This window comes from Kitasatospora sp. UYEF31 (genome assembly GCF_057291755.1).
Genome location: NZ_JBXAWK010000098.1, coordinates 1 through 12,827 on the forward strand (window position 1 = coordinate 1; position 12,827 = coordinate 12,827).

The 12,827-nt window shown below is 70.0% G+C and carries 15 protein-coding genes; 11 read left to right on the plus strand and 4 right to left on the minus strand.

Annotated elements, in window-relative coordinates; genetic code table 11:
* Positions 1 to 353: 353 nt before the first annotated feature.
* Together mshC and AC0Z36_RS28280 are read left to right on the plus strand one after the other, a co-directional pair.
* Entirely contained in the window at positions 354 to 1,580 is a 1,227-nt protein-coding gene (gene mshC / locus AC0Z36_RS28275; protein ID WP_485465919.1) for a cysteine--1-D-myo-inosityl 2-amino-2-deoxy-alpha-D-glucopyranoside ligase, read from the plus strand.
* Between the two features lie 141 nt (positions 1,581 to 1,721).
* Positions 1,722 to 3,464, plus strand: a complete 1,743-nt coding sequence (locus AC0Z36_RS28280) for a dihydroxyacetone kinase family protein (protein ID WP_485465920.1) — start codon at positions 1,722 to 1,724, stop codon at positions 3,462 to 3,464.
* On the opposite strand, the gene AC0Z36_RS28285 is transcribed toward AC0Z36_RS28280, so the two are convergent.
* Positions 3,377 to 3,688, minus strand: coding sequence for a hypothetical protein (locus AC0Z36_RS28285; protein WP_485465931.1), 312 nt, complete (start codon positions 3,686 to 3,688; stop codon positions 3,377 to 3,379). The genes AC0Z36_RS28280 and AC0Z36_RS28285 overlap by 88 nt on opposite strands.
* A 68-nt stretch (positions 3,689 to 3,756) precedes the next feature.
* Here AC0Z36_RS28285 and AC0Z36_RS28290 point away from each other — a divergent pair, with 68 nt between their 5' ends.
* From AC0Z36_RS28290 to AC0Z36_RS28305, 4 genes are all read left to right on the plus strand, one after another.
* Positions 3,757 to 4,071 carry a YybH family protein gene (locus AC0Z36_RS28290; protein ID WP_485465921.1) on the plus strand — a complete coding sequence of 105 codons (315 nt, stop codon included), beginning with the start codon at positions 3,757 to 3,759 and terminating at the stop codon, positions 4,069 to 4,071.
* A gap of 40 nt (positions 4,072 to 4,111) precedes the next feature.
* Positions 4,112 to 5,323, plus strand: coding sequence for a magnesium/cobalt transporter CorA (gene corA, locus AC0Z36_RS28295; protein ID WP_485465922.1), 1,212 nt, complete (start codon positions 4,112 to 4,114; stop codon positions 5,321 to 5,323).
* A 174-nt stretch (positions 5,324 to 5,497) separates the two neighbouring features.
* Positions 5,498 to 6,526, plus strand: coding sequence for an SPFH domain-containing protein (locus AC0Z36_RS28300; RefSeq protein ID WP_485465923.1), 1,029 nt, complete (start codon positions 5,498 to 5,500; stop codon positions 6,524 to 6,526).
* A gap of 64 nt (positions 6,527 to 6,590) precedes the next feature.
* Positions 6,591 to 6,872 (plus strand): hypothetical protein, encoded by a 282-nt coding sequence (locus AC0Z36_RS28305; RefSeq protein WP_485465924.1) that lies wholly within the window; start codon positions 6,591 to 6,593, stop codon positions 6,870 to 6,872.
* 56 nt (positions 6,873 to 6,928) lie between these two features.
* On the opposite strand, the gene AC0Z36_RS28310 is transcribed toward AC0Z36_RS28305, so the two are convergent.
* From AC0Z36_RS28310 to AC0Z36_RS28320, 3 genes are all read right to left on the minus strand, one after another.
* Positions 6,929 to 7,057, minus strand: coding sequence for a hypothetical protein (locus AC0Z36_RS28310; RefSeq protein ID WP_485465925.1), 129 nt, complete (start codon positions 7,055 to 7,057; stop codon positions 6,929 to 6,931).
* A 34-nt stretch (positions 7,058 to 7,091) separates the two neighbouring features.
* Positions 7,092 to 7,370 (minus strand): hypothetical protein, encoded by a 279-nt coding sequence (locus AC0Z36_RS28315; RefSeq protein ID WP_485465926.1) that lies wholly within the window; start codon positions 7,368 to 7,370, stop codon positions 7,092 to 7,094.
* A gap of 155 nt (positions 7,371 to 7,525) precedes the next feature.
* Positions 7,526 to 8,431 carry an alpha/beta fold hydrolase gene (locus AC0Z36_RS28320; RefSeq protein WP_485465927.1) on the minus strand — a complete coding sequence of 302 codons (906 nt, stop codon included), beginning with the start codon at positions 8,429 to 8,431 and terminating at the stop codon, positions 7,526 to 7,528.
* 382 nt (positions 8,432 to 8,813) lie between these two features.
* On the opposite strand from AC0Z36_RS28320, the gene AC0Z36_RS28325 reads away from it, so the two are divergent.
* The 5 genes from AC0Z36_RS28325 (at position 8,814) to AC0Z36_RS28345 (ending at position 12,653) form a co-directional block, all read left to right on the plus strand.
* A complete protein-coding gene (locus tag AC0Z36_RS28325) occupies positions 8,814 to 9,617 on the plus strand; it encodes a hypothetical protein (RefSeq protein ID WP_485465928.1) in 804 nt (267 codons plus the stop codon).
* A gap of 262 nt (positions 9,618 to 9,879) precedes the next feature.
* Positions 9,880 to 10,302 carry a type II toxin-antitoxin system PemK/MazF family toxin gene (locus AC0Z36_RS28330; protein WP_485465932.1) on the plus strand — a complete coding sequence of 141 codons (423 nt, stop codon included), beginning with the start codon at positions 9,880 to 9,882 and terminating at the stop codon, positions 10,300 to 10,302.
* A 100-nt stretch (positions 10,303 to 10,402) separates the two neighbouring features.
* Positions 10,403 to 10,807, plus strand: a complete 405-nt coding sequence (locus tag AC0Z36_RS28335) for a MerR family transcriptional regulator (RefSeq protein WP_485465929.1) — start codon at positions 10,403 to 10,405, stop codon at positions 10,805 to 10,807.
* A gap of 16 nt (positions 10,808 to 10,823) precedes the next feature.
* Positions 10,824 to 11,195: a thioredoxin gene (trxA, locus tag AC0Z36_RS28340; protein WP_485465933.1), complete on the plus strand. Its 372-nt coding sequence runs from the start codon at positions 10,824 to 10,826 to the stop codon at positions 11,193 to 11,195.
* A gap of 93 nt (positions 11,196 to 11,288) precedes the next feature.
* A complete protein-coding gene (locus AC0Z36_RS28345; protein WP_485465930.1) occupies positions 11,289 to 12,653 on the plus strand; it encodes a WS/DGAT/MGAT family O-acyltransferase in 1,365 nt (454 codons plus the stop codon).
* Positions 12,654 to 12,827: the final 174 nt, after the last annotated feature.

Genomic DNA, 12,827 nt, shown 5'->3' on the forward strand with positions numbered 1-12,827 from the left:
TCCCCACGACGATCACCGTGATGAGCTGCGCGAGCACCCCAACGACTTGTCACACCAGGCCCGGTGACCTGCACGAATCACGATGAAACTTCCTCGTTGCGCCGGGGTTCGTCCACAGACCTTGATATGGAGTAATTTCCTCCACTTGATAGCGAAGCTAGTATAAGTGGAGGATTATCCTCCAGTAGGGCCCCGCTATACGGCAGCCCGCCTCCACCCCCACCCGCCGCCCGCCGAGCCGGAACGGGCATTCCACCCGAACCGTGGTGACCCGGGATCAAGGAAACCCCCGGTCGACCGTCCGGACCCCTCCCGGCGGCGCATCGCACGCATGAACGGTTAGGCTCATGGACATGTATGCCTGGCCTGCCCCTGAGCTTCCCGTCCTGCCTGGTCAGGGACCGTCCGTGCGTGTGCACGACTCCTCCCTGCACCAGCTGGTGAACACCGAGCCCGGCCCGGTGGCCCGGTTGTATGTCTGCGGCATCACCCCCTACGACGCCACCCACATGGGACACGCGGCGACCTACCTCGCCTTCGACCTCCTCCAGCGCGCCTGGCGTGACGCCGGACACCGGGTGTCCTACATCCAGAACGTCACCGACGTCGACGACCCGCTCCTGGTGCGCGCCGACCGCGACGGCCTGGACTGGCGGGACCTCGCCGCCCGCGAGATCGCGCTCTTCCGCGAGGACATGACGGCGCTGCGCGTCCTCCCCCCGGAGGCCTACGTCGGCGTGGTCGAGTCCATCGACCTGGTCGTCCCGCTGATCGAGGACCTCCTCGCCAAGGACGCGGCGTACAAGGTCGACGACGACATCTACTTCTCGATCGCCTCCGACGAGCGCTTCGGCGAGGTCTCCGGCTACACCGCCGAAGAGATGCTCCGGATCTTCCCCGAGCGCGGCGGCGACCCCGGGCGGGTGGGCAAGCGCAACAAGTTCGACCCGCTCCTGTGGCGCGCCGAGCGCGACGGCGAGCCGCACTGGCCCGCGTCGTTCGGCGACGGACGCCCCGGCTGGCACATCGAATGCGTGGCCATCGCGCTCAAGCACCTCGGCATGGGTTTCGACGTCCAGGGCGGCGGCAGCGACCTGGTCTTCCCGCACCACGAGATGGGCGCTTCGCACGCCCACGTGCACACCGGCGAGCGGCCTTACGCCCGCGCCTACGTGCACGCGGGCATGGTCGGCCTGGACGGCGAGAAGATGTCCAAGTCGCGTGGCAACCTGGTCTTCGTGTCCAAGCTGCGCCGCAGTGGCGTCGACCCGGTCGCGATCCGGCTCGCCCTGCTGTCGCAGCACTACCGCAGCGACTGGATGTGGACCGACGGGATCCTCTCCGACGCCGTGGCCCGCCTCGCCCGCTGGCGCGCCGCGGTCTCCCGGCCCGAAGGCCCGTCCGCTGAAAACCTGCTCGCAGAACTCCGCAGTGCGCTGACCGAGGACCTCGACGCCCCGCGCGCGCTCGCCGCGATGGACGCGTGGTCCGACGAGCAGTTGGCGGACGGCGGCGACGAGGAAGGCGCCCCGGGTGTGGCCTCCCGCGCGGTCGACGCGCTCCTGGGTGTGGCGCTCTGAAGCACTGAAGCTCCGCCGCGAGGGGGGTGCCGGTTTCCGGCACCCCCCTCGCGCGTACGCAAACACGGAAGCGCACCGTACCCGGACGCGCCCGGCCGGTACCGGCGTAGCGGGCCCTGCTTTCTGGTAGGGATGCCAAACATGAAGAAGCTCATCAACTCCCCGCAGGACGTCGTCCCCGAACTCCTCCAGGGCCTGGCTCTGACGCACCCCGGCATCGCGCTCCTGGAAGGCGGGACGGTGGCGGTCCGCGCTGACGTCGCCGACCTGCGCGGGCAGGTGGTGCTGATCTCCGGCGGCGGCGCCGGCCACGAGCCCGCCCACGCCGGATACGTCGGCCCCGGCATGCTCACCGCCGCAGTCGCGGGCGATGTGTTCACCTCACCGTCCACCGACGCGATCCTCGACACGATCCGCGCCGTCGCCTCTGCGGCCCGCTCCAGCGCGGGTGACGACGCCGCACCCCCGGCAGGGGTGCTCCTGATCGTCAAGTCGTACACCGGCGACCGCCTCAACTTCGGCCTCGCCGCTGAACTCGCCCGCGCGGAAGGCTTCGACGTCGAGACGGTCGTCGTGGCCGACGACGTCGCACTCGCCGCGGGCCCGGGTGGCACAGGTCAGGACGGACTACTCGCCGACGGCGACACCGCCGGACGCCGCGGACTCGCCGGGACCGTGCTGGTGCACAAGGTTGCCGGAGCCGCCGCCGCCGCGGGACTGCCGCTGGCCGACGTCGCCCGGGAGGCCCGCGCCGCCGCCGCGGCGGTCGGCACCATGGGCGTCGCCCTCACCCCGTGCACCGTCCCCGCCGCCGGACAGCCCGGCTTCGCCCTCCAGGAGGACGAGATCGAACTCGGCCTCGGCATCCACGGCGAAGCAGGCGTGCGGCGAACCTCGATCCGACCCGCCGACGAGCTCACCCGTACGCTGACCGACCGCATCACAGCCGATCGGAGACTCAGCGCCGGCGACCGGGTCGCCCTCCTGGTGAACAACCTCGGCGGCACACCCGCGATGGAAATCGACATCGTCACCCGTGCAGCCCTGAACCACCTTGCCGCACAAGGCATCGTGGTCGAACGCGCTTGGCGGGGCTCATTCCTGACGGCCCTTGAGATGGCGGGCTGCTCACTGTCCCTGCTGCGCGTCGACGACGCGCTGCTGGAAAGACTCGACGCCCCCACGACGGCCCCGTCCTGGCCCGCGCCGTGGCTCGGCCGGGTCCAGGCCGAAATTCCGATCGTACGGAAGTCCCCTGCGCCATCCGGCACTTCCGGGACTCCGGTGAGCGGACCCACCCCGGTGGGCCGCGCTGTCGAAGCGGTCTGCGAGGCACTCGCCGCAGCGGAACCCCGCCTGACTGAACTCGACAGGACCGTCGGCGACGGCGACCTGGGCATCAGCCTCGCCAGAGGCGCCGCAGCGGTGCGACAGGAGTTCCCGGCGTACGGCGGCGGCTCGACCCCCGACGTGCTGCGCGGACTCTCCCAGACGCTGCGCAGGGCCCTGGGCGGCACGTCCGGGCCGCTGTACGCGGTACTGCTGCTCCGGACCGCCGCCGCACTCGACGACGGGCTTGACTGGGCGTCAGCTTTTGCGGAAGGGATTTCGGCGGTGGGCGTCCTCGGCGGCGCGGCACGCGGCGACCGTACGATGCTGGACGCGCTGATCCCGGCTGCGGAAGTCCTCATGCGGGAGACCGCGTGTGGTGGGAAGCCACTCGCGGACGCGGTGGAAGCGGCCCGGCGGGGCGCGGCCTCCACCGCCGCGCTGCTCCCGCGCCGCGGCCGCTCCAGCTACCTGGGCGAACGCGCCTTGGGCACCCCGGACCCGGGAGCCGAAGCGGTGGTGGTGTGGCTGGCGGCGATCGCGGACACCGTCTGACCCTCCCCGGCGCTGGGAAGCGGTGTCTCAGGGTGAAGCTCCCCGGCGCTGGGAAGAGGCGCCCCAGGGTGAAGCTCCCCGGCGTCCAGAAGTGCGGTCCCGGTCCGGTACAGCTCTACGAGCAGCGGCCGGATCGCCTGACCGGCGGGGGGCAACCGGTAAGAAGTCCGTACGGGGAAACCCGCGACCCGCTGACGGACCGCCAGGCCGCGCTCCACCAGCATCCGCAGCCGCTCGGTGAGGATCTTCGCGCTGATCTCCGGCAACTTGCCGTGCAGGTCGCTGGACGACGGTGCCCGGCACCCAGGTCGCGGGCGGCACCCTGATCCAGGCGCACGCCGATTTCCTCCGCCTGGGACTGCCCATCACGGTCAACCCCCGGTACACGTACGCGGCTGACGACCTGGCGCTGCTGATAGTCGACTGGACCATCAAGGGCAACGTCCCCGACGGCACCCGGGTGCACTTCTCGGGCACCGCCACCGACGTGGCCCGCCGCGGCGCGGACGGCCTGTGGCGGTACGTCATAGACAACCTCTTCGCCAAGGACGTGCACAGGTGCACCGGCCCGGCCCGGCACAGCGCTCCCGGCTCAGTGGGCGTGTGACAGGCTGGGACGCAGGTAACGGAGGAAAGGGGCTCAAGGCATGCCGGTGTACCGGAGGCGCAGGAACACCCGGTCGGACGCCACGGTGCCCGCGCCGCGTACGGGTTCCGCGATCGTCGACTGCGCATTGTACGAAGACGGGGTCAGGCAGCCGGGGGCCTTCCGCGCAGTTGAGGACGGACCCCAGGAGCCCAGTGCCTCCGACGCGGAAGCCGACAGGTTCCGTAAGCCCGGCGCCTCCCCGGTGGGAGACGGCAAGTTCCGCACGTCCAGCCCCGGCACCGCGGGGGAGACGCGCGAGCCCTCCGCCTTCAACATGGCCGAGGCCGTCGAAGCAGCCCGCAAACGACAGGGCGCGTTCGTGTGGATCGGGCTGCACGAGCCCGCGGCCGCTGACTTCACCGCCATCGCTGAGACGTTCGACTTGCACCCGTTGGCGGTCGAGGACGCGGTCAACGCACACCAGCGGCCCAAACTGGAGAAGTACGGCGACACCCTCTTCATGGTCCTGAAGACGATCGTGTACGTCGACCACGAGGAGCTGACTTCCACAAGTGAGGTCGTCGACACCGGCCAGATCATGATCTTCGCGGGGGAGGACTTCGCCGTCGTCGTCCGGCACGGCAGCGCCCCGCCGCTGACCGGCGTCCGCGAACAGCTCGAAGCGAACCCGGGGCTCCTGGCCCGCGGGCCCGCGGCCGTCCTGCACGCCATCGCCGACAAGGTCGTCGACGACTACGTCGCCGTGGCCGCCAAGGTCGAGGATGACTTCGACCAGTTGGAAGCCGACGTGTTCTCACCCGGGCACAACAACGAAGCCGAGCGCGTCTACCAGCTCAAACGCGAGGTCATGGAGTTCAAGCGGGCCGCGAACCCCCTGGCCCGGCCGCTGGCCAGGCTGACCAGCGGCGAGATCGAGGGCATCGACACGGAGATCCGCCGCTACCTGCGGGATGTCGCCGACCACCTCGAACAGGTCCACGAGCAGTTGGCGGCCTTCGATGTGCTCCTGGACGGCATCCTCAGCGCGAGCCAGGCCCGGATCAGCCTGCAGCAGAACACCGACATGCGGAAGATCAGTTCCGTCGCCGCCATCCTCGCCGTACCGACGATGATCGTCGGGGTGTACGGGATGAACTTCGACCACATGCCGGAACTGCGCTGGCAGTACGGATATCCAACAGTGCTTGTGGTCATGGCGACTGCCTGCGGTGTTTTGTACAGGGCCTTCAGGCGCAACGGATGGCTTTGATCCGCAGGTGGCGCAGGCATCCGCCAGTGACCGGCGCGGACGGGCGCACGGCTGTGTTCCGTACGCGGTCCGACTGAATCCACAGCGAGGGACCACCCCCACGACGCCGCTGATCCGGCGACCCCACACTGGGACCCCGCGTACGCGGGACAGCAGTCGCAGAGGGGGCACAACATGAACATCTCCAGTGGTGCGCTGCGGAACAGGCCACGCCTGTGGATCGTCCTCGGCGTCGGGGTCGTCGTACTGATCCTGATCGTCCGGATCCTCAGCGGGCTCTTCGGCGGCCTGGAACGCACCAACGCCGGCGAGATCGGCGTGGTGCGCAACGGCGGGCCGCTCGACGACAACAACATCCGCCAGGTCATGGACCCCTCCTCCGGGCTGACCTGGACCGGGTTCTACTCGAACGTCCACAAGTACCCCGCGCAGCAGCGCTTCTACACGATCACCGCACAGGCCGGCAAGGGCGACCGCCCCGGCGTGGACGTCGTGCACACACCGTCCAGCGACGGTGTCGACATGGGCATCGAAGGCACCCTCTACTTCAGTCTCAACCTCAACCACACAGTGATCAAGAAGTTCGACGACAAGTTCGGCACCCGGAAGTTCAACGCGGGCAAGTCGTCCTACGCCGTGTGGGACGGCGAGAAGGGCTGGTCCGCCTTCCTCGACCAGATCATCCGGCCGGTCATCGACAACGACCTGCGCGCCCAGGTCGGCAACCTGCGCTGTGCCGAACTGGTCAGCAGCTGCGCCCTCGTGCAGAGCGCGCTGAACGCGGGGACCGCGCAGCCGCCGACCCCCGACGGACAGGTCAGCAACAACAACATCACCAGGATCCAGGACGCGATCAACACCTCCCTGGCGAAGGACCTCAAGGCGACACTGGGCGACGACTTCCTGGTGGACCTGCGTTTCAATCTTGTCCGGGTGACGTTGCCGCAGAACGTGCAGGACGCGGTGACCAAAGCCCAGGCGGCCTACGCGGCCGTCTCCGAGAAGCAGGCGCAGGCAGCCCAGGCACAGGCGCAGGTCGCCCAGGCCCAGGCCGAGGCGAAGGCCAACGAGGCCAGGCAGCAGGGCTACAACGCTTGTCCCGCGTGTGCGCAGATCGACATCATGAAGGCTATTCCGCCGAACGTGACCACGTTCGCTCCGGGGCAGGGATTTTCCATCACACCGCCCGGGACGAAGCCCTGACCCTTCCAGGGTCCACTTCGTCCACTTCGTCCACCTCGTCCGCCGAACTCCGAGAGGCGCTCCGATGAGGTTCCTGTTCCTGCTCGCCGCACTCGTGATCGTGGCGTTCTTCGTCTACGCCTGGGTGTCTGTGGCGCGCCGCGCCCTGTCCGTCTCCTCCGTCTGGGAGCCGGACGTCGAAGGAGGCGGTGGGAACACCACAGTCGTGGTCCGGCGGGGGAAGGGCCGTCGTACGCAGGACAGGATCGTCGTCGCCGTGGTCCCGGACGGCGCCGCGGACTGGGAGGAACGTCTCCTGCTGGCGCAGCAGGTCGCGCAGAACCGGGCGGCGGTCCTCAACAGTTAGCGGTGTCCGCGGCGCCCGGTCCACGGCCCGGTCCGGTGGGAAACCCGGAACAGGCCCTAGAAGTGCTCCACCAGTTCGGTGAACTTTTCCAGCGTCAGCACCCGCCCGTCGGCCGGGTCGAGCACGTCCTGCTCAAGCACCCACGTGTGGGCGTTGGGGATGAAGATGAGGGTGCCGGGGTCCATGTGCGTTCTCCCGTCGTGGTCTGCGCCACGGACTTTAACGGAGGTGATCCACCACCGGCACGGGGTTTTTCCGCGCGGTCTCCCGGTCCACCCGGCCGGTGGCACCGGGGCGCGCGGGGCCGGTGTGCGGCTCCCCGACGCCGTGGTCGTGTCCGGTGTGGTCGTCGATCGCGGGCGCGTCCGGTGACTCCGGGGCGGCGAACCCGGTGAACAATGCGGCGAGGAGTACGGCGAGCACAGCGGCTGAAGCGCGGCTCCGGGAGGGCGGGAACGTCTTGGGCGCGGCTGACAGCCGGGTGCGTTGAGCGGTCACATTCCACCTCAGGTCAAAAACGTGCAACGACCTGAGGTCAACGAGCGCACCGGTGGCCCGGTCACCCTGGCGGACTGCGGCGGTCAAGGCGAAGCGCGCGCATCGTTCGCGCTGACCGGTGCGCTTCAGCTTGACCGCGCTGGTTGACTCGGGGGCTATGCCTGCGCGGCCTCGTCCCAGAAGGCCAGCAGTTCCTTCGCGGTCTCCGCCGGCTGCTCCTCGTTCGGGGTGTGTCCGGCGTCGGCGATCACTACGTGCTTCGCGCCGAGCCGCTCGGCCATCCTGGCCTGGACGTCCGGTGTCCACGGCTGGTCGTCCTCGCCGTACATCACCAGGAGGGGAAGTCCCGTCGCGGCCACGTCGGCGGTCCGGGCGGGCTCCTTCTGGAGGGTGCGGATGATCCCGATGAGGTTCGCGCGCGAGGTGTTCTGGAGCCGGTGCCGCAGCCAGTTCTGCGCGTCCACCTTGAACCCGGCCTTCTTCAGCTGCCCGCGCATGACCGCCCAGAGCGCGCAGGTGCCGCCGACGCGCAGCATCAGCACCATGGGCCCGACCATCTTCGCGCCCGCGAACTCGGTGCCGCCCGGGCCGCTGTCGAGCATGGTCAGGCTGCACAGCGCGGAGGGCTTGTCGACGGCGGCGCGCTGGACGACGACGCCGCCGAAGCTGTGGCCGAGCAGGTGCACAGGGCCTGCGGCCCACTGCTGAACCCCCGGCCCGCCGGGGTGCCCGGCCTGGCCCGCGTACGCGATGACCTCGGCGAGGTCCGCGGCGAACGCGGTCACGCTGTACGCGTCCCACTTCGCGGGCCCGGCCGACTGGAACTGGCCGCGCTGGTCGTACGTGAGGACCCGGTAGCCGCCGTCGGCCAGTGCGCCGAGCAGCGGGACGAAGTCCTCCTTCGAGCCGGAGAAGCCCGGGACGAGGACGGCGGTGCCGCGGACGGGAACGCCCTCGGGCGGGAGGGTCTCCAGGGCGGCGAGCGGCCCGCCGACGGTGGTGAGGGTGATCCGGCTGGTCGTCACGGGCAGCGGTACGGGGTACAGCGTGGGATCCGGCATCGAGGTTCCGTTTCGGCGGCCTCGGATGAGGCGGTGGGCGGGCGGGGGTGGAGCACGGAGGCTGCGGTGCGGTGCTGCGGTGCTGCGGCGTGGGGCCGCGGCGTGGGCTGGAGCGCTCCGGGCTGGTGGGCGGGGTCGGGTCGGCGGGGTCGTGGAGCAGGTTCACTGACACGTGAAAGTGTTGCGTTGGTCGCGAGTGTAGGACCTGGTGGCTGAAGGCGCGCACGACGCCTTGGATCCCAGGCGGGGCCGACTACTCCCGGGAAGGTGTCCGGAGTTCCCGCGTACGCCGCGTTCCGGCGAAATCTGTTACAGACAGCTGCGGTCGAGCCCCCCGGGTGAAGATTCCAGCACTGGAAGTCACATCTCGGGAGGGTCTGCTGTGGCGGACGAGAAGCGTACGGAACCGATGGAATCCACACCGACGGCAAAGCCGGCGCCGGCGCCGGCGACGAAGACCGCACAGGCGGCGAAGACGGGGAAGACGGGGAAGCGCCGGACGGCCACGATCGTCTGTGGACACCCGGGCTGCGGGCGCAGCCAGCAGCTGCGGCGGTCACGGCTCGCGGTGTGCGACGGCTACATGTGCCGCTGGGAGCACGGTCCGCAGGAGAAGGCGGCCCCCGGCCTGCTGCGGGAGATCGTGCTCTGCGCGGGCGGCACCTTCATCGGGTGGCGCGACGTCGTCCCGGCGGAGGGCCGGACCGGGACCGTGGGACGAAGCCGTCGGCTGGGGCTGTTCGCCCAGGCCGGGACGGTTCCGCGGAACCGGGTGGACGCCCTGTTGACGGCGCTGGTCGGGCCGGTCGGCACGGACGTGCGCAGCATCCTCTCCTTCGAGGAGATGAGCACGGGCGTCCGGATCCGCGCCGACGGCGGAGTCGAAACCGAACTGCCGCAGGTGGCAAGCACGTTGCTCCTGCTGATCGGGCTGGGCAAGCCGCTGGGGATCATCCTGCGCACGTTCCGTGCGGAGCGGATGGTCAATCCGGCGAACGGCGAGTCGGTCCCGGTCAAGGAACTGCGCGGCTGGTCGGCGGCGCACGGTGTGCTGCTGCCACTGCCCGAGGCTGAGATCCGTACGGCGCACTGCACCGACTCCGACACCGGTGAACGGCTGAAGCCCGAACGCGGAGTGGTCTTCCGCGACGCCTGGCCGGTGGAGGTGGACGACTCCGTCCGCTGAATCAGCATCAGATCCGGGCGGAATCAGATCCGGGCAGTGTCAGATCCGGGCAGCGCGCGGAAGCTGCCGGACGGCGTCGGCCGGGTACGGTTACGGTAGGCCGATGGCCGTATCGATCAAGAGGATCTTCCAGTTCGTCTTCGGTGACCGCAACCGTGGTGGTTCCGCGTCCGCACCGACCCGGGCCGCGCCGGGCGGATCCGTCCGGAACGCCCCGGGGCCGCGTCCTCAGGCACCGCGCCCCCAGACACAAGACCCAGACCTGCCCGGACGCGCTGGGCCCACCGCCACCGTCGAGGTGCCGCCGGAAGGGGTCGGCCGGGTCCGCATGGAGTACACCCCGCAGCGGGACGAGGACCCGGACCCCGGCGAGATCGTGTGGACCTGGGTCCCGTACGAGGAGAACGACGGCCGCGGCAAGGACCGCCCGGTGCTGGTGGTGGCCCGGGAGGAGCAGGGCACCGTGCTCGCCGTCCAACTGTCCAGCAAGCGGCACGACCTCCAGCGTGACTGGGTCGCGATCGGCACAGGACCGTGGGACCGCGAAGGCCGGGAGTCCTGGGTGTCCGTCGACCGGGTGCTGCGGGTCCATCCCGACGGCATGCGCCGCGAGGCCTGCTCCCTCGAACGCCCGCGCTTCGACGACGTCGCCCGACGGCTGAAGGAGCGCTACGGCTGGCGTTGACGCCCACGTCAAGGCCTACGGTCGGTGAAACGGCAGCGGAATTGCAGCGGAAGTGCCACGGAAGGACTGCGGCACAGCACGGGGTGAGGGGACGACAGTCATGCGGATCGGAGAACTGGCGGAGCAGGCGGGCATGACCACCCGCACCCTGCGCTACTACGAGTCGCGCGGACTCCTCCCCGCCCGGCGGGCCGCCAACGGATACCGGGCCTACGACGAGGAGGACCTGCGGCTGCTCCGGCAGATCCGGACACTGCGGGACTTCGGCTTCGACCTCGAAGAGACCCGGCCGTTCGTGGAATGCCTACAGGCGGGCCATCCGGCGGGGGACTCCTGCCCGGCCTCAATCCAGGTCTACCGAAGCAAGCTCGCCGAACTGGACGCGTGCATCGCGCAACTCCAGACGGTGCGCGGACAGGTCGGCGCGCAACTGCGCAAAGCCGAGCTGGAGGTCGCCGCGAACGTGCCCGGCGGCCCGGAACCGCGCTGCCAGCTGATGCCGTAGAGGCAGCGGTGTGCTGCTGAAGAACGCGAGGGCAGAGGAGAAGGACATGACACAGACGTCGAAGGCAGCGGGGGTCGCTTCGGTCACCGATGCGACGTTCAACGACGAAGTGCTCACCGCCGGAGGGCTGGTGCTCGTCGACTTCACCGCCGGGTGGTGCGGTCCGTGCCGCCAGACCACGCCCATGCTCGCCGAAATGGCGGTGGAGGAGGCCGGGTGGATCAAGATCGTCCAGCTGGACGTCGACTCCAACCCCGAGACGACGGCCACCTACGGTGTGCTGTCGATGCCGACACTCATGGTCTTCCGGGACGGGCAGCCGGTGAAGTCGATGGTCGGCGCGCGCCCGAAGCGCAGACTGCTTCAGGACCTCGCCGACATCAGGTGACCGACGCGCGCCGCCGGGTGCCGGCCGTACGGTGACCGGGGAAACCCTGGACTCCGTGCGGCCGGTCGCCATACGGTTCGTCCCGTGGACCGGATGAGCGCACTAGACGCGGGTTTCTACTTCACCGAGGGCGAGAACGTGCCCATGCACGTGGGGGCGGTGCTCGTCTTCGACGGCCCCGCGCCATCGTACGGCGACGTCATCAGACTGTTCATGGCGAAGATCAACGACGTACCGCGCTACCGGCAGCGGGTCAAAACCCTGCCGCTGCACCTGGGGCGCCCGGTGTGGGTGGACGACGAGCACTTCCAGGTCCTCTACCACGTACGCCACACGGCGGTCCCGTCCCCCGGCGGCGACGACCAACTGCGCAACCTGGCCGGACGGGTGTTCGCCCAACGCCTCGACATGGCCAAACCGCTGTGGGAGTTCTGGCTCGTCGAAGGACTGGAAGGCGGCCGCTGGGCGGTCATCAGCAAAGTGCACCACTGCATGATCGACGGAGTGGCCGGAACCGACCTGATGCAGGTGCTCCTCGACTGGAGCCCGCAGACCACACTGCCCGAGCCTCAACCGTGGGACCCGGAACCGGCTCCGTCCACCCTGGACCTCGTCGCCGACGGCGTACGCGACGCGGCGTCCACCCCACTACGGATCATCGGCGGCCTCGCCGCCCTGGTCCGCCCCGGCACCGCCGCCACCCGGGCGCTGAGCGCCGGACGGGCACTGGCCGCGACCATCCCCAAGGTGGTCGGCAACCTCCGCCCCGCCGCCGCCGGTTCACTCAACGGCCCGCTCGGACCGCACCGCCGCTGGGTCTGGACGAAGGCCGACCTCGACGAGGTCAAACAAGTGCGCAAACGGCACGGCGGAACCGTCAACGATGTGATCCTGACCGTGATAACCCGGGGCTTCCGCGATCTCCTGCGCCAACGCGGCGAACTGACGGACGGCCAGGTCGTCCGGACGATGGTCCCCGTCTCGGTGCGCTCGAAGAGCCAGCGCAACACCCTGGACAACCGGATCAGCGCGGTGCTGCTCAACCTGCCGGTCAGCGAACCCGACCCGGCGCTGCGCCTCGCGGCCGTCCGGCTGCAGATGGACGACATCAAGAACAGCCGCCAGGCGGCCGGGGCCGATGTGATCACCGGAGCCGCGGACTTCGCAGCGCCCACGCTCCTCGCGCTCGGCACCCGCGCGGCCGTCCGCTTCCCGCAGCAGTTCCTCCAGACGGTCACCACCAACGTGCCGGGCCCGCGGGTGCCGCTATACATGCTGGGACGCCGGATGACCGGGATGTATCCGTACGTTCCCATTGCGAGTTCGATGCGGATCAGCGTCGGGATCTTCTCCTACCTGGACCGGATCACCTTCGGGATCAACGCGGAGTTCGACGCGGTGCCCGATGTCCAGGTGCTCGCGGACGGGATCCGGGCGGGGATCGACGAACTCCGGTAGATACGCCGGTGTCCGGCGGAACGACTGACAACCCTGTGGGGGCCCCCGGGGGCCCCCCGGGGGCCCCCCTCCCCCCCGGGGGGGGGCGCGGCCGTTCGGCCGGCCCCCCGGCATCGGTCGTACGGGAGGCTCAGAAGCTCGCAGCCACACCCGCCGGCAGGAACGGATTCTCCT

Bases quoted from the DNA above. Each gene is read 5' to 3' on its own strand.
- AC0Z36_RS28300 (WP_485465923.1), top strand. From the start codon at position 5,498: ATGAACATCTCCAGTGGTGCGCTGCGGAACAGGCCACGCCTGTGGATC.
- mshC (WP_485465919.1), top strand. From the start codon at position 354: ATGTATGCCTGGCCTGCCCCTGAGCTTCCCGTCCTGCCTGGTCAGGGA.
- corA (WP_485465922.1), top strand. From the start codon at position 4,112: ATGCCGGTGTACCGGAGGCGCAGGAACACCCGGTCGGACGCCACGGTG.
- AC0Z36_RS28305 (WP_485465924.1), top strand. From the start codon at position 6,591: ATGAGGTTCCTGTTCCTGCTCGCCGCACTCGTGATCGTGGCGTTCTTC.
- AC0Z36_RS28280 (WP_485465920.1), top strand. From the start codon at position 1,722: ATGAAGAAGCTCATCAACTCCCCGCAGGACGTCGTCCCCGAACTCCTC.
- AC0Z36_RS28345 (WP_485465930.1), top strand. From the start codon at position 11,289: ATGAGCGCACTAGACGCGGGTTTCTACTTCACCGAGGGCGAGAACGTG.
- AC0Z36_RS28310 (WP_485465925.1), bottom strand. From the start codon at position 7,057: ATGGACCCCGGCACCCTCATCTTCATCCCCAACGCCCACACGTGGGTG.
- AC0Z36_RS28285 (WP_485465931.1), bottom strand. From the start codon at position 3,688: ATGCTGGTGGAGCGCGGCCTGGCGGTCCGTCAGCGGGTCGCGGGTTTC.
- AC0Z36_RS28320 (WP_485465927.1), bottom strand. From the start codon at position 8,431: ATGCCGGATCCCACGCTGTACCCCGTACCGCTGCCCGTGACGACCAGC.
- AC0Z36_RS28335 (WP_485465929.1), top strand. From the start codon at position 10,403: ATGCGGATCGGAGAACTGGCGGAGCAGGCGGGCATGACCACCCGCACC.